Genomic DNA, 23,365 nt, shown 5'->3' with positions numbered 1-23,365 from the left:
GAAAATTGGCATAATATTTGCAGTTGGAAGAAGTCATTTAAAAAGGAATTATTTGTGAAAAAGTGCATACTAAGTGTTTTACTATTTTTTGCAAGTACAGGATTACATGCTGAAGCAATGCAGTCTCCTGAAATACTAACGAACAAAATAGAACAATACATACGTAATGAGCTTTCTTCCTATAAAGAAGGAATAATTCGCGTTACAGCGGATAAAATTGATTCCCGTTTAAATCTCAAAGCGTGTGCTGATGAGCAATTAGTAGTTTTTAATCCCTACCAATCTCCTATTTTAAATACCCGTACTATGGGAATAAAATGCCAAGAAAATGACAATCATTGGTCTTTATACGTTCCTGTTAAAATAACAGTATTAAAAACGATCTACGTAGCAAAACGTGCTCTTATTAAAGGAACCCGACTGGCTAAAGATGATATTTATCAAGCAGAAATGGATGTACAAAGATTAAATCATGGCTATTTTACTAACCAGGATTTATTAATAGGACAAATATGCAAACAAAATATTGGCCCCAATAACCCGCTTAGCCCATATAATATAGAAGCAGCGAAATTGATTAATAAAGGAGAACATGTTTCTATTGTTGCTAGTGATAGCAATTTAACTGTAAGTATGGATGGTATTGCTTTGGAAGAAGGCTCGCTGGGTGAAACCATTAAAGTACGCAATCTTTCTTCTAAAAAAATTATTGAAGCTCAGATTACTGACTCAAAGAAAGTAAATGTTATTATTTAATAACTAGGGACCATTTGCATTTTGGTAGCTTGAGTAAAATGGGCTGATTCTGATCGTTGTAGCACACATGCGTGTATGAAGCAGCTGAGCACAAAAATCAGGAGAGTTTCGCCGAGATATTAGTAACGCAAACGTGCCCTTTATAATTAAAATTTACTAAAGATTTTTACAAAATAGCCGATACATTTAGAAGTCGAACGTGATTGAGGATAAATTATGTTTAATCAAATCAGTGATGCAGTTCCTGTAAAAACTCTAGAAACAGAAAATCGTTTAAAAATGAAACATCAAGAAAAAATCCAAAGTTTGATTGACGATCCCGCATCACATGTCAACATTAGTGATACGTCAAAACAATTAGAAGCTATAAAAAACTCCCTTAAGGAAGTTTCTGAAATCAATGAGGCTCGAGTTTTATATTTTAAATCTGAAATAGCGCTCGGAAACTATCAGATTGATAGTGACAAAATTGCCATGAAAATGTTAAATGTAGAACCTGCATAAATTCTAAGGGCAATTATTATATGGATCATAAGATAAAAACATTGAGTAGCCACCTGGATCAAGAAATTAATTGGATAGAATCACTCAATTCTTTGCTGGCCGAGGAGAAGGAAATACTAACATCTCGGGAATTTAATAGACTTGAAGAATTTGCCAATAAAAAACAGGAATTATCAAATAAGTTAGAGGAAAGTGCCAAACAACGCTTACAACTTATTAACTATACGAATCCTAATCAAGATATGAACTTAGTTTTAACTGAGTTTCTTAAAGAGTGTACCGTTGAGGAAACAAATCAAATCAATCAATTAAATACTAAGCTTGCTGAACTATTAACACGCTGCCGTGAATTAAATGCAGTAAATGGACAAATAATAGCCAACAACCTTTATGTTCGTCAAGAAATTGTCAATACACTGTCAGGAAATCAAGCGAATGCAATCAGTGTTTATACTTCCAATGGAACGATTCAATCAGCAAAAGAGAATACACATCATCAAGAAACTTAAAATCTTCAAAAACTCACCCCCTAAGGGATCGTCAGTTTTTTGATGAGAAACCTCCACTAATTTTTTCGCCTACGTACCGCGCTTTATGCGCGGTATCCAGGGATCTTGCTATAGAAATGCCTCAGCGGCATCTTAAAGATCGTTCTGGATACTGCGCATAAAGCGCGGTACGTAGAGATATTTAAAATGAAATAGTGACGATACCTCAAGTCGAACGACAACTACTCGTTGAAACCCCATTTAAAAATGAATGGTTACCTCATGCGAAGAGCACCATCCAAACGAATCACTTCACCATTTATCATTCCATTTTCAATAATATGCGCCACTAACGAAGCAAATTCATCGGGCTTACCAAAACGCTTGGGAAAAATCATGGTTCCCACCAGATTATCTTGTACTTCTTGTGGCATGTTCAACAGCATTGGTGTCGCTATTAATCCAGGTGCAATGGTATTGACGCGAATGGCAAACTGAGCGAGCTCTCGCGCAGCGGGTAAGGTCATGGCCACAACACCACCCTTGGAAGCACTATATGCGGCTTGACCAATTTGTCCCTCAAATGCTGCAATAGAGGCTGTGTTAATAATCACACCGCGCTCCTGGGAACTATGTACTAATTCCAAAGTACTCATTGCATGCGCTGCAACTCTCATCACATTGAAAGTACCAATAAGATTTACATCAATCACTTGTTTAAAGGCAGCCAAAGGCATAGCACCATCTTTCCCAACAATACGCTTAGCTGGAGCAATGCCTGCACAGTTGACACAAACTCTCGGTGCTCCTAATTGCTCTATTGTTTGTTGCATTGCCTTTTCGACCGATTCATCACTGGTTACATCACAACTGATAAATAAATCAGCGTCGCTTTGGTCCTCTGTATGCTTATCCCATACCACAACCCGCATTCCACGCTTCTGTAAGTATTGAGCACTTGCTTTTCCCATACCAGAGGCACCGCCTGTAATCAAGGCGATTTGATTCGTAAAATTCACTATGATTCTCCCTAAAATTATAGATTTGAAGCCTTGGGTTGTTTACATTTCGCTGGCTTGAGCCAAAATGCGCTGATTTTTAAGTACCGAAGCGCAGCATACATGAAGTATGTGAGCATCGGAACGCAGATAATCAGGGCAGTTTGGCCAAGATAGTAGAAATGTAAGCAGACCCTAAAAAAACTCCTTGCTCAATTGCTTGAATTCAGAAGTCCCTGCCTTTCTTAACCATTCGAAAAACACCATTTCTGTGGTAACCAAATGAATCCCTGCTTGTTTCATTCGTTTCAATCCATATTTCATATTTTGTTCACCACGACAACTTACTGCATCGGCAACAACAAAAACATCATATCCAGCATCTTTCATTTCCAGCGCAGTTTGTAAGACACAAACATGAGTTTCAATGCCGATAAGAATTAATTGTTTTTTATGAAATTGTTTTAAGCGCTCCACATATTTAGGCTCACCCATACAAGAAAAGTTTACTTTATCAACAACACCATTTTGTTGATTAAAATAGGATTGAAATTGGTTCAAAGTTGCACCAAGACCTTGGGGATATTGTTCACTCACTAGAATGGGAACATTCATTCGCCGAGCTAATTTTAAAAGCCATTCACAACGTGCAATAAACGCTTCACTATCTAATACGGCTGGTGTTAATTTCTCTTGTACATCAATTAATAATAAGAGTGAATCCTCTTTATTAAGTAACATCCTTATTCTCCTTGGTGAATAATTTGAACATCTTGAATTTAAAGCATAGGGTCTGTCCCATTTCGCTTCCTTGAGCCCAAATGCATAATTTTCGTGTACCCGAGCGCAGCAGCGCAGAAAAATCACAGCAGTTTGGCTAAGATAGTAGCAATGCAAACAGACCCTAAGAAAAAATTACAGCCTGAGTGAGATGAATCACAAACCAGGCTGTAAGTACATCAGCAGAGGAATTTCACAGTAAATCTCTAAACCCCAGCGATATCAATCGTTTTCATTTTTACATCCATCTGCTTGTTATTTCGCTGAATGGATACCGTTATTTGCTCCCCAACTTTTATATCAGTTAGCATATTGTATAAAACATCATAATTAGGAACCGCATGTCCATTCAAAGCAACAATAATATCACCTAACTCGATATGCCCCCAAGCATCTCGGTGAGTACCCCGCAAATGAGCTTTGTCTGCAGGGGTATTGCGTATAACATCTGCAATTAATATTCCTTTGCGTATACCTAATCGCTGAGCAATACTCGGTGGAACACTTTGAATCCCAATCCCAGACAATACGACTCGCCCATTTTTAATAATTTGCGTCACGATACGATCAATATCATCTGCAGGAACAGCGAAACCAATTCCGGCAGACGAACCTGATTGTGAATAAATCATCGTGTTCATACCAATTAACTGTCCAGCACTATTCAATAATGGACCACCTGAATTGCCCGGATTAATTGGCGTATCTGTTTGAATCATATTACGAATTGTAACTCCGCCGATGCCAGGAACTTTTCTACCCAAAGCAGAAATCACCCCCTTAGATAAACTATGATCAAGACCAAAAGGGTTACCAATCGCAATTGCCTTTTGTCCTACCATGAGATCATTAAGATGTACAATTTCAAACGGTTTAAACTCTTTTAACAGAGCCAAAGCTTGCGGTGATTCAATCTTTAATACAGCAATATCTTTACGTGGTTCTGCTCCAACTACTTTAGCGGGTACAGTCAATTTACCTAAAGTAATTGCCAACTTATCTGCACCCTTAATCACGTGAAAATTGGTAACTATATACCCATTGTTACTCCAAACAATTCCAGAGCCGGCCCCATCAGGAACTTGTCTTTTCTGTAGCGAACCTCTATTGGTTACTGTTGTTAATCTGTGAACATAAACTACTTTTGGGGAAGCCTCATGAAAAACTTGTACCGTATTTTGTTCATCAGGAAGTAGTGAATTTACACTTGTACTATGTCCTGGTAAAGCCAGAATTGAACATAGCATAAAAGTAATAAACCATAAAAACCGTTGTCTTTCCATCAATATATCTCCACAAGTTAGGACCATAATCGTGCATTCCTCCCAAATGCAAGCGAATTGTAATATATAACCACAAAAATGTCATCAAATGAGTCAAAAGAATAATTTTCAAGCAAATGTCATTGAATTAGTTTTCTCATGATCTTTGTCTTTTTCCTCTTGATGAACATCATCATGCTGGTCCTCTTTGTGTACTTTATTTGACGGCTTAGCCTCTTTATGCGCTACATCTTCTTGTTTCTCAGGTACTGGATCATTTATTTCATGTTGAACTTTATCTACGTTTGCTCGCGCCACATTTTCTACTCGCGTTTGAATCAGCGAAATTCCGGGAGTTACTGATACTCCAAAATATTGCATCAAAAATTGTATTGGCATCATGAGCATGTCTTTAAAAGTTATGGTTGATGCTTCCATGCTTTTGACGGCCACAATTTCAGTATCATCGATATGACGTAAATATACTTTTTCTAAAAGTGCTGAATGCTGTTTGTATACACTATCCAAACTGGCATTTCGTGACTTTTCCTGGTTTAAAAGATATCTTTGAAAGTCAGTATGCGCATCCCATAGAGAACCTCTTCTTTCCTGTAATTCCTTGAGTTCACTATCATAGAATGCTATTTCACGATCTATTTCTTCTCTTAATCGATCACAGACGGCTTTACGCTCGGATGAAACTGCCCCGCTGACTATCGAGCCTGACTCTTTAACAATGACTTGGGCATAACGCTCAACCAACTCTGTTTTTTTGTGTAAAATCTCTTCTATTTTAGTATCTATATATCTAATTGCATCTTTATTCGCTCCTAGCACTTGGTAATGCGAATCAAATCGCTTCTCATTTTGCATTTGTGCGCGGATTTGCTCCAGTTCCTTTACTTCTTGGGTCAATGCCTTACTTTGTGCCTTATCATTTAACTGCTTGTCTCGGCTTAACAGGATTTGTCTTATAAACGCAGCCAAAATAACAACAGTTCCCAATGCTGCAGTACAAATAAGCGCTATACTGACTGGCTCCATAGTCAACTCCTTTAATTAGACAAATGAATCAATTGAGTATGAATTTCAATAGAAAAATACTGGCTAAAAGTTTGGAGTGAATCCATCTTTGGCCATTGATCGGGCTGACTTGACATGCGACTCATCGCTGCTGCAAAAATGGAAATATAGTTTTCTTTGATAAAAGGTTTTATGTCGGTTAAATTAGAAAAATTTTTCACCAAAGCAGTAGCATTTTCCTCCAGATGCGATAACTCTACTTTTTCAATAACACCAACCAAATTATCTTGGTCTTCCATGGTTTTTTTAATCCAGCTAAGTAAAGCCACACGCGGTTTAATGAACAATAATTGATGGCTTGTTTCTATTGAAGGATCCATCAACACAATATGGTTGTGCAATTCAAATTTAAAACAACAAAGAAAATCAAGAAATTTGGTTTCTATTTCATTGCGTGCTTTATCGCCTAGCCAACGACAAATTTCATGACGAAACATTATTGAAAAATGCTTTTCTATTTCATCCAGAGTTGCATCATCAGAGTTTTGTTTGTGCAACAGATATGCAGTGTTATCAATTTGCAATAATCTAAGATCCGGTAACTTGGTTTCAGGCAATTGCGAAGCAAGAAATGATAAAAAGACAGCTGTAGGTTTTAATACCACGATTTCATGTTGGCCGTAGTGCATCGATCTCTCCTTGATTTGACCTAAATCACTCACCAACAAATTACAGCACGCACTCATATGCATTGAACCTGCAAGCTTTTTTAAGATCTATTTTTCTTTGTGGCATTTAATTCTGGAGGGCTGTTACGTTTCTACTATATGAAAACCGCCCCATTTTTAGATTAAAAAAATCTTAAAAAAACTCACATCGTCAATGCATTAAGTGAATTCGCTACAATATTTAGCAAATGATTCAGCTGATTTTACTCATCCTGAGTACAGAAAGGACCCCTATTTAAAACGATAGACCATATATCGGCACTTAGCGAGTCAACTTTAATTTTTTCATAATATACATAAAGTTCATGGGCTATCTTTACCATCCATTTTTTATTTCATGGCAACACCGCATGAAAATCTTTGTCTCATCATTGAATTAACTTTCCATGTAACAACACACACCATCTTCGCAATTATTTTTCCACGAAAAAAGATACTCAAGTATTTAATTAGATTTAATTTAGATCGCTGTGTTTAATTTATGCGCCGACTGACATATAATATCCCCACTTGTTGGATTATTGGGGTTCACAAACATGCAGAGCAAATTACAAACAACTGATCAAATTGAAGAAAATCAGAAAAAACGAGTTCAACTTTTATCAAAAGTCAAACAACTACCGACTCAGGAATTAAATGAATGCTTTGCATTTTGGTTAGGAAATGATCCCATTAAAGAAAAAGATCTGGAACCGTATAAAACAGACAAGCCTTTTGTTTTTGTAGGAACTTCTATTTTTGGCGCTATTGCTTTGGCCTGTGATTTAGGAGAAAAAGTAAATAGTGTACCGCAAGTAATTATCGTCGACCTAAGTCCACAAGTTGCAGACTGTTGGACTTTAATTAAAACCTATTTTGCTTCAGATAGCGAAACTAATCCAACATCATTTGTCGATGGCTTTATTGACTTTTTAAAGAAAAAAAATATAAATCAATTTTCTATGGATATTTATGATGATGAATCATTTCAACAATTGCATGATTTACTTATGAATCTAATGAAGAAATATGGGCTTACACGTGTTAAAGAGATGATCAATGATGCAATCATTCTAAAGCAAAGCTGGGCGCATAAGGAAACGTTTCAACAAATTCGTGAAGTCTATGCTGATACAAATATTTATGCTTATCCTTCTAATATTATTCATAGTATTAGGGATTTAAAAACTCAAAAGGACGTTGCACAGTGTATTGAAATTCTGAGGCCGGTTTTATCAATTCAAACGAATCTAGATAATGGGGAACCCACAAAATCTCATTTGATTGAAAATAACACCGTATTATCAATTATGAGAGCATTGGGTCCTGGTATTTTTGTGAATGACGAGGAAAGAGTACAATTTAATAATGAGTTTTACACTACTGACCCAAGTTCTTTCTTTTATCAACCAGCCAAGAAACAAGAAACTGGACATTCTCCTCAACTCTCTGCACAAAACTAAAGATTCTGAATACAATACTGAGGTCAGACCACGAGTGCGGATCATTTAAATGGATATTAATGAACGCTACTCATTGACCTGCGCCATTACTTTTTTTACAGTACGCCAACAATAAACCATCAAGAATTACGCGCGTGGATAAACAAAATTTATACAAAAAAATGAGTCAACCCTTACTGCAGTGGTATGCCCTTTATGGACGGAATAATCTTCCCTGGCAACTTCCTCGAACACCTTACAGAGTATGGATTTCTGAAATTATGCTTCAGCAGACTCAAGTACAAACCGTTATCCCTTATTTTGAACGTTTTATGCAACGATTTCCTAATATAAATGCTTTGGCGAAAGCACATGATGATGAAGTACTTTCTTTGTGGTCAGGGCTTGGTTATTACAGCCGCGCCAGGAATCTTCATCAAACAGCAAAAATAGTGATGCAATCCCATGGTGGTGTTTTACCTGATGATTATCAATTATTAAAAGAGTTGCCAGGAATTGGCCCATCTACTGCAGCAGCCATTGTATCCCAAGCTTTTAATCAACCTGTCGCTATTCTTGATGGAAATGTAAAACGTGTTTTAACCCGTTTTTTCATGATTAAGGGGTATCCCGAACAAGCGCAAGTAAAAAAAACATTGTGGGAACTGGCAAATTCATGCATGCCACAGGAAAACTGCGCTGATTACACCCAAGCCATTATGGATTTAGGTGCCATGTGTTGTACCCCTAAAAATCCAAATTGTCCTAATTGCCCCTTACAGAATAATTGTCTGGCACTGAAATATGAAGAACAACATCTGTATCCCACGAAAAAAGTAAAAAAAACCATCCCCGTTCAAAACCAACAGTTCCTGGTTTTATACAATGAACAAGACTCCATCTATTTAGAAAAAAGGCCTCCTGTAGGGTTATGGGGTGGTTTATGGTGTTTACCCAGTGTGGACGAAGAAGATTGTCCACTTGACTTTATACGTCTGAACTATGATTTATCAGGAGAGCCGCCTCGACAACTCATGACATTTAAACATCGCTTTAGTCATTTTCATTTGCAAATTAATGCACTCAGCATAAAAACTAAAGCATTAGGTAATACATTGTCTGAGAAACAGGGGCAGTGGTTTGCAAAAGAACAAATAAATTCTTTAGGCTTAGCTCAGCCCACCAGCAAAATATTAACATTTCATTACAACATTGATGTAAAAAATGAGTGTTCCGTGAGATAGCTTTTAAACTGGAAGTCATGTGGCATTAACCCTATCTCAAACTGCTAAAAGACACCACACTAATCTGGGTTTCGCTATGCTCCATCCAGGCTACAAATTCATTTAACTTAATGAACCACCACTAGCTAATATTTGAATCGCTACTTTTGCATCGGGTTGGCCTAAATTAGCAGCGGCGTTGATCCAAAACCACGCTTTTTTCCGATCTTCTACTACTCCTTTGCCGTAATAATACATATAACCTACAGCGTATTGCGCATCAGGCTGCCCTTTCTGAGCTAATGGTTTTAAGCGAATAAAAGCCCTACGGTAATCTTCAACCCTGAAACTATCAATCCCTTCACGCAAATTCATCGCGCTAGTAACAGCACATCCAGCTAGAGCAGAAATAAAAATTACAACGATTAATCGATTAAATAAACGTCTCATAAATTTTTATTCCCCTTCCAAAGGCTTTGCTACTGGTTCAAAGATTAATTCATTTTTGGGTAAACTTAAACTCTCTAAATTACCATTACGTTCAACTAAAATCCCAGCAGCCATAATACGTTTGATCACAGCCCCCCCAGGTATCGTATCACCTAATTTATAAGTGCTTTCCTCCCCATTCGCAGAACGAATGATTACTTGGGAGTCTTCTATCTTATTAGCAAATAAGATCCCTACTAAAGTAACATTCAACATGGATTTTTTAATACTGGATAAATTATTTGAAACATACACACCGAATAAGGAAGAATGTAAAATCGCATCAAAGGAATTCTGTTTTGCTATCACCGGTATCTCTTTTGTGGTTTCAGGTACCGCTTGACGAGTTATAGGGGAAAAGATTAAAGAAGCGTACTCAGCGATAATCAGTATGGAAAATAGTGAAATTAAGGCAATAATAATCCATTGTGCGTATTTTGCTGAAAATAAAGCTTGAAGATCAAATTTCATTGTCAAAACGACCCCTGACACATTAATTGCCTGTACATGAACACTTCGCTATACCCTTTCTATACCCGCAAAAGTAGAACTTGCCTATACATACAACCCCCACTAGAATATCCTACATAAACCACTCTGAACAGATCACTTTATAATAAATGGAAGAAAGTAATCGACATAAGAAATTCACAGCCCTTAAGGATAGTCCAATGAAAAAGCATCACTTTGAAACTCGAGCCATTCATGCTGGCCAGGAACCCTGTCCAAGTACTGGTGCGGTTATGACCCCCATATATGCAACATCTACTTACAAACAAATTGCTCCAGGTGAACATCTTGGCTATGAGTACTCCAGGACACATAACCCTACGCGTGGAGCCTATGAAGGGTGTATTGCCAGTTTGGAGTCAGGTGAACGTGGTTTTGCTTTTGCTTCTGGAATGGCTGCAATCAACACAATTATTGATTTATTAGATGCCGGAGATCATGTCGTTGCCATGGATGATCTTTATGGAGGCACATTTCGTTTATTTGATAAGGTGAAAACTCGTACATCTGGATTATCCTTTTCTTTTGTAGACATGTCGGATACTCGCAATATAGAGGCCGCAATTACCCCAAAAACTCGTATGATCTGGGTAGAAACGCCTTCGAATCCCATGCTAAAACTGGCTAATTTACGTGAAATAGCAGTGATAGCCAAACGTCATAATCTCATAGCAGTTGCAGACAACACTTTTGCGACCCCCTGGATTCAGAAACCTATAGAATTAGGGTTTGATATAGCACTGCATTCAGCAACTAAATACCTTAATGGTCATTCAGACGTAGTCAGTGGGGTCGTAGTGGTTGGTGATAATCCTAATTTAGCGGATAAAATTGCTTTCCTGCATAACTCCTGCGGCGGAATTGCAGGTCCATTTGATAGTTTTCTTGTTTTAAGAAGTCTGAAAACACTTTCCTTACGAATGGAAAGACATTGCGAGAATGCGCATCATTTAGCAAATTGGTTGAGCACGCAATCCAGAGTAAAAAAAGTTATTTATCCAGGCCTTACAAACCACCCCCAGCATGGATTAGCTAAAGAACAAATGCACGGGTTTGGCGGCATGATTTCCATGGTAATTGATGGTGGTATCGATGGAGCCAAGCGTTTTCTTGCACGTTGTGAATTGTTTACTCTCGCCGAAAGTTTAGGTGGTGTGGAAAGCTTGATAGAGCATCCAGCGATTATGACCCATGCGTCTATACCTCCAGAAAAACGAAAGGCTTTGGGTATAGAAGATGGATTTATTCGACTCTCAGTAGGTATAGAGCATGTGAAGGATTTACAAGCTGATTTGGAATATGCGCTTGCATATTAAAGCCAGGATGCAATTGGGATCCTGGGTGCAGCGCAGCGAAACCCGGGCTCAACTGATTAAGAATTCCAGGGTTTCACTGCGCTGCACCCAGGCTACAAAAGATACAGGAAAAATAGATGCAAACCTTACAAACTCTAATTGAACAAGCTTTTGAGCAACGCCAAACATTATCAATTGATAATGCATCTCCCGAACTTACTGCGGCGGTGAATGAAGTACTTTCTTGTCTGGACAACGGCCAGTACCGGGTAGCAGAAAAAATAAATAATGAATGGGTAGTTAATCAATGGATAAAAAAAGCAGTTCTTTTATCTTTTAGGCTTTATCCCAATCAAGTGATTGATTCCGGTTTCTGTCAGTTTTATGACAAAGTACCTCTCAAATACAATAACTATACCGAAGAACAATTCAAACAAACAGGGGTGCGCGTGGTACCCCATGCCATGGTTCGCAAAGGGGCGTATATTGCAAAGAACTGTGTTTTAATGCCATCTTATGTCAATGTGGGCGCATATATTGATGAGGGCGTCATGGTTGATACCTGGGCAACTGTGGGTTCTTGCGCCCAAATCGGTAAAAACGTGCATCTTTCAGGCGGAGTAGGTATAGGTGGTGTTTTGGAGCCCTTACAAGCCAACCCCACCATTATCGAAGACAATTGTTTTATCGGAGCCCGCTCCGAAGTCGTCGAAGGGGTGATCGTAGAACGAAATTCCGTATTGTCTATGGGGGTATACTTGGGACAAAGTACTAAAATATATAATCGGCTCACGGGAGAAATTACTTACGGTCGTATCCCGGCAGGATCAGTGGTAGTCGCTGGTAGCCTGCCCAGTGAAGACAAAAGCTACAGTTTGTATTGTGCAGTCATTGTGAAGCAGGTAGATGACAAAACAAGAGCAAAAGTAAGCATTAATGAACTATTAAGAGCGAGTTAGCATGGCTGGGCAGAAAAATAGAGTATCACCAAATTTGGAGGCAGACTTACAAGAAATATTAACAAAACTTGTTCATTTTCCCTCTATTACACCTGAAGATGCAGGCTGCCAGGAGTTTATGATCCATTTTTTGGAACAAGCAGGATTTACTTGCCAACGTATGAATAAAGGGCCTGTTTCCAACTTCTTTGCTTCTTATGGAGAATCGGGCCCTTTTCTCGTATTCGCTGGTCATACCGATGTAGTTCCTGTGGGTGACGTAACAAAATGGTTATCTGATCCTTTTACAGTGGAAAATAAAAATGGAATGCTCTTTGGGCGTGGTGTTGCTGACATGAAAGGTAGCCTTGCATGCATGCTGCTTATGGCAAAACGATTTATAAACACTTATCCCAAATTTCAGGGAAGATTAGGTTTTCTTATTACCAGTGGTGAGGAAGGTAATGATTATGATATGGGCACACCCTATGTCATGCAACTCCTGGAGAATCAAGGCATTCACATTGATTATTGCATTGTCGGGGAGCCATCAAGTACTCATCGTGTTGGTGATGTGATCAAAATTGGCAGGCGTGGATCATTGAGCGCCCAAATTACCTTACATGGAAAACAAGGGCATGTGGCCTACCCCCATTTGGCGGACAATCCAATCCATAAAATTAGTCCCGCACTAGCAAATCTGACCGCAACGCTCTGGGATCAGGGTAACAATTATTTTCCGCCAACATCCATGCAAATTACTCACCTCCAATCAGGAGGTCATGCTGCAAATATAATTCCGGGAGAATTGATTTTACATCTAAATTTTAGATACTCAACAGAACACACACACCACTCATTAAAAGAAAAAGTGATTACTACTTTTCAAGAGCACGATCTGAATCCTATTATTGAATGGCGTTTAAGTGGTGAGCCTTTTTTGACATCCCAAGGTACCTTACTGGAACGCTGTAAGGAAGCAATACTCGAACTTATTGGAAATTCACCGGAACTTTCTACCAGTGGCGGAACATCTGATGGCCGCTTTATCGCACCCTATGGTGTTGAAGTAGTAGAACTTGGGCCTGTGAATGCCACAATTCATCAAGTGAATGAATGTGTTTCCTTAAACGATCTGTACCAATTAGAAATTTTATATTTTTCGATTTGTGAAAAATTATTAATTAATTAATTAATGTTGTAGTCTATACTTTGATAAAGGCAGTTGAATTTATTGCAATTTTGTAGCTTTGTAGCCTGGGTGCAGCGAAGCGAAACCCGGGTTTAGTAAATAAATTCCTGGGTTTCGCTCGCTGCACCCAGGCTGCGGTTTTTATAGGACGATACTATAAAAAGGAGACGAGCATGAAAGGTTGCAAATTAAGCCCTGTAGCTCTTGGCCTTGCACTTGGGGTTCTCTGGGGAATATCTATTTTAATAATAGGATTAATTGCTTACTATTATACCTATGGACATGGCTTTGTAACTGCTGTAGGTAGTTTATATCCTGGATATGAGCCTTCGATAATGGGAAGTTTATTGGGAGGTGTTATAGGTTTCATTGATGCCTTCATTACAGGTTTTCTGATAGGCTGGTTATACAACTTATTTAGTTGCTGCAAATGCGTCTGTTGTGATAAGAAAAAAGATGGGGAAGTAGAGGCTGTGGAAGTAAAAAAGACTAAAAAAGTAAAATAGTTGTTGTAGGCTGGTGCTGAGCTTGCGAACCCCAGCACGAAGCTCGAAGAATCTGGGCTGGGCTATGTTTAGCCCAGCCTACATAGGTATACGTGGTTAGTTTACCACATGCCATGTACCATCTGGCTGACGACATGCACTACCACGTAATGTTTGTGGTCTTCCATCAATGATTGCCTTAGTTAGATACTCACGGCAAGGCAAACGCTCACGATAATAAGTACGAGTAGGTTGTACTGTATAACTATTTCCAGTGTCTGGATTTGACCAATGTACTGATTTGCCAGTAGGTGCAGTTTCTAAGGCACGTTGCATTTCCATTCTATCCACTTTATCCATATATTTACCAATTTGACCACCTAAATAAGCACCAGCAATAGCACCACCTGCTGTTGCAGCCAATTTCGCTGCTGGGCCACCTCCAAATTGGCTTCCAATCAATCCGCCGATAACTCCCCCTGAGATAGTACCTACGTCTTCATGATTCATTGATGCACAACCAACCAATAATAAAGACAATGATGCAACAGCTATTTTTTTCATAACATATCACCCAATTAAAAGGTTATAGAAATCGGTTGTAATTCTAACATCACGCTCAGTTATTATCCATAGTTAAAGAAAATCTAAATATTTTAGCCTGGATGCAGCGAAATGAAACGCAGGTTTATGATAAATAAATAAACTTTCTCAATCCTAATTCCGCATCATTATGCCTTGGTACAATGCGTACGGAGTGCAATCAAAAACAATTCATTTAATCGTGACGCACTCGCTCTGAAATCTGACATAATAATTCATAACCCGTAGTTCCTGCTGCTTGTGCGATTCGCTCAACTAAAATATGCGTACCCCAAAGTTCCACAGGCGCTCCAGGTTTTACTTCCGGATGCTCCGTTAAGTCTACAGCAAGCATATCCATTGATACTCTCCCAACAATAGGAACCTCTTTGCCTTGAACCCAAACTGGGGTGTTTGCCGCAATATGTCGTGGATAACCATCACCATATCCCGCAGCAACAATACCAATAATGGAGGGCTTTTCACTTTTCCAAATACCGCTATACCCAACTTGAGCCAAAGGAGGATTATGATGAACGGCACTAATTGCTGAAACAAAACGCATTACAGGAAGTAAACCCAAATCAATTGCAGTCTGATTGGCAAAAGGTGATACACCATAAAGCATAATACCAGGTCTGACAACGTCCATATGAGTTTGCGGAAAAGAAATAATGGCAGCGGAATTGGCAATACTGCGTTGACTATACCCTGAGGCAGAAATACGTTCAAACAAAGAAATTTGCTGAAGATTTTCTATGCGTTCAGGCTCATCAGCACAAGCTAAATGGGTCATCAAGCCGATCTCTTTATCCACCCAAGGACAAGAGTGCAATGCATCCATTACTCCTTGCAGCTCATGAGTTTTAAAACCCAAACGATGCATGCCAGTATTTACTTTAACCCAGAGTTTAATTGGCGTATCTAGAGGAGTATTTAAAAGCCACTGTACCTGATGCGGTTGATGAACAACGCATCCAAATTGATGCTGTGCTACCGCCTTAAATTCATCAGGGCTAAATATACCTTGAAAAAGAATACAATGAGTCCGTATTCCTATTTTACGAAGAACCAGGGCCTCCTCAATACAAGCTACACCAAAAGCATCTACGTGTCCTTCCAATATGGGTGCTACAATATGTACCCCACAACCATAGGCATTAGCCTTAACCATAGCAATTATTTTCGTGCCTGGAGCAAAATGTCTTATTCGCGTTAAGTTATGATGCAAAGCGCTTGGCTCTATCACCAGTTTGGTAGGTCTGGACACCTTAATCTACCCCTTGATAACCATTATAAGCTAAATCTTCAAAACGAGTGTATTTACCAATAAAAGCTACACGAACCTTACCAATTGGACCATTTCTTTGTTTGGCCACAATGATTTCGGCTGTTCCTTTATCAGGACTATCTTCATTGTAGACTTCATCTCGATAAATAAAACAAATTAAATCAGCATCTTGCTCAATCGCACCCGATTCACGCAAATCAGACATAACAGGACGTTTATCTGAGCGTTGTTCCAAACTTCGGTTCAACTGGGATAAAGCAATCACTGGTACTTGTAGTTCTTTTGCAAGCGACTTAAGACTGCGTGAAATTTCAGATATTTCCGCCGTTCTATTATCCGCTGAAAACCCAGGCACTTTCATTAATTGTAAATAGTCTACCACAATTAGCCCCAAGTTACCTTGTTCCTTGGCCAACCGCCTGGCTCGTGCACGCATTTCACCAGGACTTAAAGCGGGTGTATCATCTATAAATAAAGGGGCTTCCGAAAGCATATGTACTGCAGAGGTCACGCGAGGCCAATCATCATCATCCAGTTTACCCGTTCTAATCTTATGCTGATCGATGCGCCCTAAAGAGGACATCATCCTCATTGCCAAAGAATCTGCCGGCATCTCCATAGAAAAAGCCAGTACGGGTTTTCCAGATTTAATCGCGGCATGTTCTGCCATATTCATGACTAAAGTCGTTTTACCCATGGAAGGACGACCAGCAACAATAATTAAGTCAGAAGGTTGCAATCCTGAAGTCATTTCATCCAAATCAGACAAACCTGTAGCAAGCCCGGTAATTGCATCACCATTGTGATAGAGTGCATCAATTTTTTCTACCGCACGAACCAAAATTGATTTTATATTTTCAGGTCCGCCATCACCGCCTGTTTGCTCACCTATAGCAAACACTTTAGTTTCTGCCATATCAAGAAGTTCAGGCACTTGCCTGCCTCCAGGATTATATGCTGAATCAGCAATTTCGGTGGCTACAGTAATAAGCTGTCTCTGTACCGACTTTTCCCGAACTATATCGGCATATGCAGATACGTTAGCAACACTGGGGGTATTATTAGCCAGTTCGAACAAATAGGCTTCCCCACCCGCATCATCTAATTCGTTATAAGACTTTAAGGCATCAAGCAGAGTCACTACATCAAAAGGTTGATCTTTTTTTACCAAATTGGAAATTGTTCGAAATAAAATTCGATGCTCGGTGCGATAGAAATCGGTTTCACATAATTTATTACTGACTTTATCCCAAACCTGATTGTCCAACATTAATCCACCAATAATGGATTGCTCTGCTTCCACAGAATGAGGGGGACGTTTTAATGGATCAACTGTTTTTTTGGAGTTTTGCAGATCGTACATGGTCGTGATGTAATGAGAAATTTGGAACGAGGTATATTGTAATGTTCTTTTACATGGATGTCATCCCGAACAAAGCTGTTCGGGATGAATTATACTGATAGGCTATTGTTTTCTCCAAACTTGGGTACGTCCTAATAAAGAAATACCCAGATATCCTCTGACTAAAAGTTTATTTCCTTGGGCAGTGATTTTGGCGCGATAGATTTTCCCTGACTTAGGATCTAAAATAGAGCCACCACCCCACTCGTTATCTCCTTCCTTCTTCAATCCCCACATAAAAGTCAATCCTTCAACCTTCTTTCCTTTAAACATCCCAGGACAATTCTGGCAAATACCAGTATCACCAGGTTGCGGAAATACCTTATTAATAACCGCACTTAAAGTACCTCCAGATTCACTAATGGTGACAACAGCTCTTTTCTTACCCGTTTTATCATCAGTTGTGACCCAGGTACCTACTGGCGATGCGGCAAGTGCTGTAGGTAAATAAAACACAGCAACAAAAAAACCACAAGCTAGCTTCCATAAGTTCATAATTTTCTCCATGTTTACAATCATTTAATAGCTTATGCTATGATTGAAAACTATGCTAGCCTTAAGAAGTAATTTTTTATAAATGGGATAACCCGCTGCAACCCCAAGGTCTGTTTACATTTCGCTAGTTTGAGTCAAAATAGCCTTTCGAGTACCCAAGCGCAGCATACATGAGTATGTGAGTATCGGAACGCAGAAAATCAGGGCAGTTTGGCCAAGATAGTAGAAATGTAAGCAGACCCTAATCTAGTGGCGTAAAAAACTGCTCCACATCTTCTTCACTTAAAGCCATTGCTTTGGCCGGCTCAGCAGATAAAACGCCTTCAACTAATAGTCTCTTTTTGTCTTGCATTCCTAAAATAGCTTCTTCTACTGTACCCGAAGTAATTAGCTTATAGACAAACACGGGATTTTCCTGACCTATTCGGTGGGTTCGATCTGTAGCTTGGTCTTCTACTGCAGGATTCCACCAGGGATCATAATGAATTACCGTGTCGGCGCGCGTTAAATTAAGTCCAGTACCGCCAGCTTTTAAACTGATAAGAAAAATTGGAATTTTTCCTTCCTGGAATTTTTCTACCATTGCTTGCCGATGTACGGTTTGACCCGTTAACTTTAAATAATCATAACTTCTGGCATGCAATTCTTCTTCGATTAATTGCAACATGGAAGTAAATTGTGAGAAAACCAGGACCCGTCTTCCCTCGCCTACCAAGTTATCCAACAAATCCATTAATGCCTCTAGTTTTGCAGAAGTACCATGCGCAATCGTTGCTTCAGGCAAAGACAATAATCTTGGATCACAACAAACCTGCCGTAATTTCAGTAGTGCATCCAACAAAAGGATATGGCTTTTACCCAGGCCCTGTTTTGCAATCGCATCACGAACTTTTTTCTCCATACTCATACGGATTGCTTCATATAGATCGCGCTGCGGGCCAATAATTTCTATGGTACGTGTCATTTCTGTTTTAAGAGGTAATTCACGAGCCACCTGATTTTTTGTTCTTCTCAATATAAAAGGCTGTACTCTCTTCGTCAGCACCTCTCGTCGATTCAAATCGGCATATTTCTCAATAGGCGTGCGGAACCAGAGCCTAAATTGCTTTGCATCACCTAATAGACCAGGCATCAGAAAATGGAACAAAGACCATAACTCGCCTAAGTGATTTTCCAAAGGCGTTCCTGTCAGACATAAGCGATGGGTAGCCTGTAATTGCTGAATAATTTGCGTCGTTTTCGTACGTGCATTTTTAATAAATTGTGCTTCATCCAAAATCAGATAATAAAAAGAATAAGTGACAAATTTCTCCTTATCTCGATGAATTAGTCCATAAGTAGAAACCACGATATCATAGTCATTAAAATTATCCTGATGACGCTCGGAACCATGATAAACCAAAACCTTTAATGATGGAGTAAATCGTTTGGCTTCAGCCTCCCAGTTCCCCACAAGACTAGTTGGCGCAACAATTAAGGTTGCTGCATTAATACGACCTTGTTCTTTTTCATATTGCAAATGAGCCAAGGTTTGTATTGTTTTACCCAATCCCATATCGTCAGCTAGAATGCCACTGAAATGGCTTGTTCGCAAAAATTGCAACCAGTTTAAACCATAGCGTTGATAATCCCTTAGTTGAGCATGCAAGCCAGCGGGTGGTGGTATTTCAGGAATATGGGTTAATTGAGACAATTGTCTTATTTGATCTCTTAAAGTTTCAGCGCCTTGCCAACGTGTTCTGGTTGCCGCAATAGCTAATTCAGCTTCACGCATTAAAATAAGTTGATATTTGTTAATTTGTAAATGTTGATTTTCATCTATATGGCGTACGCCAAATTGAAATAAAAGACGAACCAAAGGTTTAATTCGCCCCATTTCTAACTGCAAAGCACGTCCGTCATGTAAAGGCAGCTTGACTAATTGTGTGTCAGGAAGATTATCCAAATCATTACCACTATAACGATGAATTAAATCTGCTACCAAAGGTACTATACTGACTGGTTTACCCTCAACCAAAATTCCCAATTGATATGAGAAAAAATCGGTTGCATTTTCATGCAGGTCTGAATACCACTCTACATCATCAGCGCGAATCACTTCGTGATACATTGGACTAATGCATTCGACCCGCCAACCGCGGCTCTTTAACTCGGGTATCAATTGACTGCAAACAAATTCCAAATCTGCCAAAATATTTATATTCCGCAAAACAAAATCAGCCTGTTTTACTTTTTTCCATTGATCATTTTCCCAGGCTGTGGGTGTTCTTAACGGAAGTATTTCCTGCAGCTCATCCCATTTTGATTGCTCAAAATTCTTATGGCGTGGGTATTCAATTAAAAGTTCTTCCTGCTGACATACGACGGTGTTACATTCTTCAGAACCTGCAATCATTAAACCTGCATAATCAAAAAGAATACGCACCGTAAATAAAGCATGCAGTTCTTCTTCAGTGTCATAAAGCCAGGAAGATTCATTATCCAATTCATTAATGGCATCTAGAATAAGTACAGGTACTGGCGTAACTTGTCGAACCTCTCGCTTTACAAAAATCTGCGGCACGGGAAATTCAGGACATGTTTTAGCCATTTTGTTTGCTAGTAATTCTGCCTGTTCTATTGGAATTGGAGGCGCTTTCAACAAATAACTCAATTGTTTTATTGGATATGAAGTAATTAAACGTCCCATTTCTTCTTCGGAACGATTAAAATACCAACTTTCATCCAACAGCAAAGGTTCAAGTACCTTCCCTTCATGCATTAACAATAAATTTTGATTACCATTATGAGATAACACCCATTCACAAGTCCCTTGAATAGCTTCTCCCAAATGAATTGGCTCGTCCTGGTTTTGTATAAAAAAAGCGCGTCCAGTTGCGATGATTCGTTCTAATAATTCACTATTGCGAATGGTTAATGTATCAAACCAACCTGAAATACCGCATTTAAACAGAAGGAGTGCTACCAAATCATTATCGTCGCCAATAAAATGCTGTTTTTTAGAATCAGCGAGACTATTAAACGGGATCATTTTTCCATAACCACCACGCTTTAATAGCTTGGCTAAAGCTAACTTAATCGCGATTCGATGCTCATAGCCATCGAGCCTTAGTTCTATGAGATAGACTAAATGATGGGTCACTTCGGGCGCTTTTACAATTGCAGCTTCTTGGGCACGCAAATTTTTCAGCCAGCTATCAAGCCTTTTATCTAATTTATTACCCGCAAAAGAAGGAGAGCTTACTTTTTCTCTATCACGTAGGGCAAATAGACACGCAGCGGCATGTTTGCAATTATATTGATAATTACAAGTGCAATGCGCGAGTTTTTTTGGCCAGAGTTTCAAATCCATATGTACATCATAAATTTGACTCGAACTTCCTTTAACTCGACCTTTTAATAGACCGTCACTAAAACGGATATTGAGCACATGTCCATTTTCAAAATATTCTTGGCCTCGCAATAATATTTTGGCATCAAAGACCTCTGGCATTTTTGAGAGTGCTTCATTTAACATAGGCGTGCTTTTTACTGGACAAAGGATCTATTTTAGTCAATTTTTAAATTAATTAACATTTTTATCTTTAAATTAATGGTTTTTTATATTTAGGAGCTGTTGAACAATTCATTAGATTAAGACAAAATGACCTGATTTTCGCGTACCGAAACACAGGGTTATAGATAAAGTGTTGAGATCATCGGAGCGCAGTAAAATCAGGACAATTTGGCCAACATAGTAGAAAATGGAAACAGTTCCTGGTTTATCACACCTTGGAGTCTTTTAGAGTATATATCATGCAGAACAAGCTTACTGTACTTATGGCACAAATCAATCCCACAGTAGGTGCTTTGGCATCCAATAGGGATCAAATAATAGAGGTTATAAAAAGCAACCAAGCTGATCATAATGTAATACTCTTTCCAGAATTGGCTTTAACAGGTTATCCCCCTGAAGATTTGCTCTTTCGCAAGGAATTTCAACAAGCAGTTACTGAACATTTAAAACAGATCCAATCCGTAACAAACGATTGCTATGTCCTTGTAGGACACCCAAGTCAAAAAGAACAATGCCTGTACAATAGCGTGAGTATTTTTTATAAAGGACAAAAAGTTGCAGAATATCACAAGCAATATTTACCAAACTATCAAATTTTTGATGAAGCACGTTATTTTACCCCCGGTGAAAAAAATCCATGTATTTTGAACGTAAATCAATACAAAATAGGCGTGATTATTTGTGAGGATTTATGGTATCCAGGTCCCGCAGAAGATTTAATTGAGAAAGGAGTTTCTGTCTTACTTGTTTTAAATGCATCTCCATTTGATTACAGTAAATATCAAAAACGAGAGGACCTCTTAAAATCATACGCAAAACGCGGCATATCCATAATCTATGTAAATCAAATTGGGGGTCAGGATGAACTGTTATTTGATGGTCAATCGTTAGCAATTGATTCACAAGGCAGGGTGTGTGCGCGCTCCCCTGCATTTAAAGAGGATTTACGTACCGTAACGATCCAAGCAAATCATGTTGAAGGAGCATTGTCTCCCCTTCTTGAGTTTGAGCCATTAATCTATGAAGCATTAATGTGTGGTACTCGAGATTATGTGAATAAAAATCATTTCCCCGGAGTTCTGATTGGACTTTCAGGAGGTATTGATTCAGCATTAACGTTAGCTGTAGCAGTGGATGCTTTAGGAGCAGATCGAGTACATGCGGTGCTTATGCCTTCACGTTACACCGCGCAAATGAGTAATGAAGATGCTTTAACGCAAGTAGAAAAATTGCACGTATCACATTCCACCCTATCGATTGAATCTGCTTTTAATGTCCTAATGACCACTCTTGAACCAGTATTTAAAGGGCGAGGCCCCGATACAACTGAAGAAAATATTCAGGCACGAATTCGTGGTGTGTTGATTATGGCATTATCTAACAAAACGGGCAAAATGGTACTTACCACTTCGAATAAAAGTGAATCTGCCGTAGGCTATGCTACGTTATACGGAGACATGGCCGGTGGATTTGCCGTATTAAAAGACGTACTTAAAACTCAAGTTTATGCTCTTGCGCGCTACCGTAATAGTCGTTCTGAAATCATTCCAGAACGCGTTCTAACCCGGGCTCCATCAGCTGAATTAAGACCCGATCAGACCGACCAGGACAGCTTGCCTGACTATACAACATTAGATGCAATCATTGTGGCCTATATGGAGAAGAATTTAACTCCCGAAGAAATAATTCAGCAAGGCTTTGCCGCAGAAACCGTAACTAAAGTAATTCACTTAATTAAACGCAACGAATACAAACGCCGCCAATCCGCACCAGGAATTAAAATAAGCCCAACCGCTTTTGGGAAAGATTGGCGTTACCCAATCACCAATGGTTTTTAAATTTTGCGGTATTGTCCTTTAGTTAAGGTCCAATCTTTTGCCCTACGTCCTGCCCACAACCCCGCGCAGAAGCCTTGGGGACGGGACGTAAGGAAAAGATTCAAAATAA

At 39.0% G+C, this 23,365-nt stretch carries 22 protein-coding genes; 10 read left to right on the top strand and 12 right to left on the bottom strand.

The window, feature by feature from the left end:
* The first annotated feature begins 54 nt into the window (after nt 1–54).
* The 3 genes from flgA (at nt 55) to LXO92_RS07580 (ending at nt 1,769) form a co-directional block, all read left to right on the top strand.
* Entirely contained in the window at nt 55–756 is a 702-nt protein-coding gene (gene flgA / locus LXO92_RS07590) for a flagellar basal body P-ring formation chaperone FlgA (RefSeq protein WP_182352062.1), read from the top strand.
* Nucleotides 757–972: 216 nt separating this feature from the next.
* Nucleotides 973–1,260 (top strand): flagellar biosynthesis anti-sigma factor FlgM, encoded by a 288-nt coding sequence (gene flgM, locus LXO92_RS07585; protein WP_182352061.1) that lies wholly within the window; start codon nt 973–975, stop codon nt 1,258–1,260.
* A gap of 20 nt (nt 1,261–1,280) precedes the next feature.
* Nucleotides 1,281–1,769: a flagella synthesis protein FlgN gene (locus LXO92_RS07580; protein ID WP_182352060.1), complete on the top strand. Its 489-nt coding sequence runs from the start codon at nt 1,281–1,283 to the stop codon at nt 1,767–1,769.
* 254 nt (nt 1,770–2,023) lie between these two features.
* Here LXO92_RS07580 and LXO92_RS07575 read toward each other — a convergent pair whose 3' ends face one another.
* The 5 genes from LXO92_RS07575 to LXO92_RS07555 form a co-directional block, all read right to left on the bottom strand.
* Nucleotides 2,024–2,767, bottom strand: coding sequence for an SDR family NAD(P)-dependent oxidoreductase (locus LXO92_RS07575; protein WP_232890719.1), 744 nt, complete (start codon nt 2,765–2,767; stop codon nt 2,024–2,026).
* Nucleotides 2,768–2,941: 174 nt separating this feature from the next.
* Nucleotides 2,942–3,487 (bottom strand): hydrolase, encoded by a 546-nt coding sequence (locus LXO92_RS07570; protein WP_182352058.1) that lies wholly within the window; start codon nt 3,485–3,487, stop codon nt 2,942–2,944.
* A gap of 245 nt (nt 3,488–3,732) precedes the next feature.
* On the bottom strand, nt 3,733–4,809 hold the full coding sequence (locus LXO92_RS07565) for a S1C family serine protease (RefSeq protein WP_232890718.1): 1,077 nt from the start codon (nt 4,807–4,809) through the stop codon (nt 3,733–3,735).
* Nucleotides 4,810–4,917: 108 nt separating this feature from the next.
* A complete protein-coding gene (locus LXO92_RS07560; protein ID WP_182352056.1) occupies nt 4,918–5,832 on the bottom strand; it encodes a hypothetical protein in 915 nt (304 codons plus the stop codon).
* Nucleotides 5,833–5,843: 11 nt separating this feature from the next.
* Nucleotides 5,844–6,500 carry a hypothetical protein gene (locus LXO92_RS07555; RefSeq protein WP_182352055.1) on the bottom strand — a complete coding sequence of 219 codons (657 nt, stop codon included), beginning with the start codon at nt 6,498–6,500 and terminating at the stop codon, nt 5,844–5,846.
* Nucleotides 6,501–7,075: 575 nt separating this feature from the next.
* On the opposite strand from LXO92_RS07555, the gene LXO92_RS07550 reads away from it, so the two are divergent.
* Nucleotides 7,076–7,981 (top strand): hypothetical protein, encoded by a 906-nt coding sequence (locus LXO92_RS07550; protein ID WP_182352054.1) that lies wholly within the window; start codon nt 7,076–7,078, stop codon nt 7,979–7,981.
* A 134-nt stretch (nt 7,982–8,115) separates the two neighbouring features.
* The gene (mutY, locus tag LXO92_RS07545; RefSeq protein ID WP_232890717.1) at nt 8,116–9,204 is read left to right on the top strand and encodes an A/G-specific adenine glycosylase; all 1,089 of its coding nucleotides are present in this window, start codon (nt 8,116–8,118) and stop codon (nt 9,202–9,204) included.
* A 102-nt stretch (nt 9,205–9,306) separates the two neighbouring features.
* On the opposite strand, the gene LXO92_RS07540 is transcribed toward mutY, so the two are convergent.
* Together LXO92_RS07540 and LXO92_RS07535 are read right to left on the bottom strand one after the other, a co-directional pair.
* Entirely contained in the window at nt 9,307–9,633 is a 327-nt protein-coding gene (locus LXO92_RS07540; protein ID WP_182352053.1) for a tetratricopeptide repeat protein, read from the bottom strand.
* 6 nt (nt 9,634–9,639) lie between these two features.
* Nucleotides 9,640–10,143 carry a type II secretion system protein N gene (locus LXO92_RS07535; protein ID WP_182352052.1) on the bottom strand — a complete coding sequence of 168 codons (504 nt, stop codon included), beginning with the start codon at nt 10,141–10,143 and terminating at the stop codon, nt 9,640–9,642.
* A gap of 200 nt (nt 10,144–10,343) precedes the next feature.
* Between LXO92_RS07535 and LXO92_RS07530 the strand changes: the two genes are divergently transcribed.
* The 4 genes from LXO92_RS07530 (at nt 10,344) to LXO92_RS07515 (ending at nt 14,113) form a co-directional block, all read left to right on the top strand.
* Nucleotides 10,344–11,498, top strand: a complete 1,155-nt coding sequence (locus LXO92_RS07530; protein WP_232890716.1) for a trans-sulfuration enzyme family protein — start codon at nt 10,344–10,346, stop codon at nt 11,496–11,498.
* Nucleotides 11,499–11,614: 116 nt separating this feature from the next.
* Nucleotides 11,615–12,436 carry a 2,3,4,5-tetrahydropyridine-2,6-dicarboxylate N-succinyltransferase gene (gene dapD / locus LXO92_RS07525; protein ID WP_182352050.1) on the top strand — a complete coding sequence of 274 codons (822 nt, stop codon included), beginning with the start codon at nt 11,615–11,617 and terminating at the stop codon, nt 12,434–12,436.
* 1 nt (nt 12,437) lies between these two features.
* Complete coding sequence (dapE, locus tag LXO92_RS07520; RefSeq protein ID WP_182352049.1) at nt 12,438–13,607, top strand: succinyl-diaminopimelate desuccinylase; 1,170 nt, start codon at nt 12,438–12,440, stop codon at nt 13,605–13,607.
* 173 nt (nt 13,608–13,780) lie between these two features.
* Nucleotides 13,781–14,113 (top strand): bacteriophage holin, encoded by a 333-nt coding sequence (locus LXO92_RS07515; RefSeq protein WP_182352048.1) that lies wholly within the window; start codon nt 13,781–13,783, stop codon nt 14,111–14,113.
* A gap of 96 nt (nt 14,114–14,209) precedes the next feature.
* Here LXO92_RS07515 and LXO92_RS07510 read toward each other — a convergent pair whose 3' ends face one another.
* The 5 genes from LXO92_RS07510 to LXO92_RS07490 all read right to left on the bottom strand — a co-directional run bounded on the left by LXO92_RS07510 (nt 14,210) and on the right by LXO92_RS07490 (nt 21,379).
* Nucleotides 14,210–14,656: an RT0821/Lpp0805 family surface protein gene (locus LXO92_RS07510; protein ID WP_182352047.1), complete on the bottom strand. Its 447-nt coding sequence runs from the start codon at nt 14,654–14,656 to the stop codon at nt 14,210–14,212.
* Between the two features lie 214 nt (nt 14,657–14,870).
* Complete coding sequence (gene alr / locus LXO92_RS07505) at nt 14,871–15,944, bottom strand: alanine racemase (protein ID WP_182352046.1); 1,074 nt, start codon at nt 15,942–15,944, stop codon at nt 14,871–14,873.
* A 1-nt stretch (nt 15,945) separates the two neighbouring features.
* Complete coding sequence (gene dnaB / locus LXO92_RS07500) at nt 15,946–17,328, bottom strand: replicative DNA helicase (protein ID WP_182352045.1); 1,383 nt, start codon at nt 17,326–17,328, stop codon at nt 15,946–15,948.
* Nucleotides 17,329–17,430: 102 nt separating this feature from the next.
* Complete coding sequence (locus LXO92_RS07495) at nt 17,431–17,862, bottom strand: DUF2147 domain-containing protein (RefSeq protein ID WP_232890715.1); 432 nt, start codon at nt 17,860–17,862, stop codon at nt 17,431–17,433.
* Nucleotides 17,863–18,103: 241 nt separating this feature from the next.
* On the bottom strand, nt 18,104–21,379 hold the full coding sequence (locus tag LXO92_RS07490) for a DEAD/DEAH box helicase (protein ID WP_232890714.1): 3,276 nt from the start codon (nt 21,377–21,379) through the stop codon (nt 18,104–18,106).
* A gap of 278 nt (nt 21,380–21,657) precedes the next feature.
* Here LXO92_RS07490 and LXO92_RS07485 point away from each other — a divergent pair, with 278 nt between their 5' ends.
* Nucleotides 21,658–23,256: an NAD+ synthase gene (locus LXO92_RS07485; protein WP_182352042.1), complete on the top strand. Its 1,599-nt coding sequence runs from the start codon at nt 21,658–21,660 to the stop codon at nt 23,254–23,256.
* The last annotated feature ends 109 nt before the right edge of the window (nt 23,257–23,365 follow it).

The sequence above is a fragment of the Legionella resiliens genome (genome assembly GCF_021344005.1).
Classification (GTDB): Bacteria; Pseudomonadota; Gammaproteobacteria; order Legionellales; family Legionellaceae; genus Legionella; species Legionella resiliens.
This window is presented reverse-complemented; position numbering and strand designations above follow the sequence as displayed.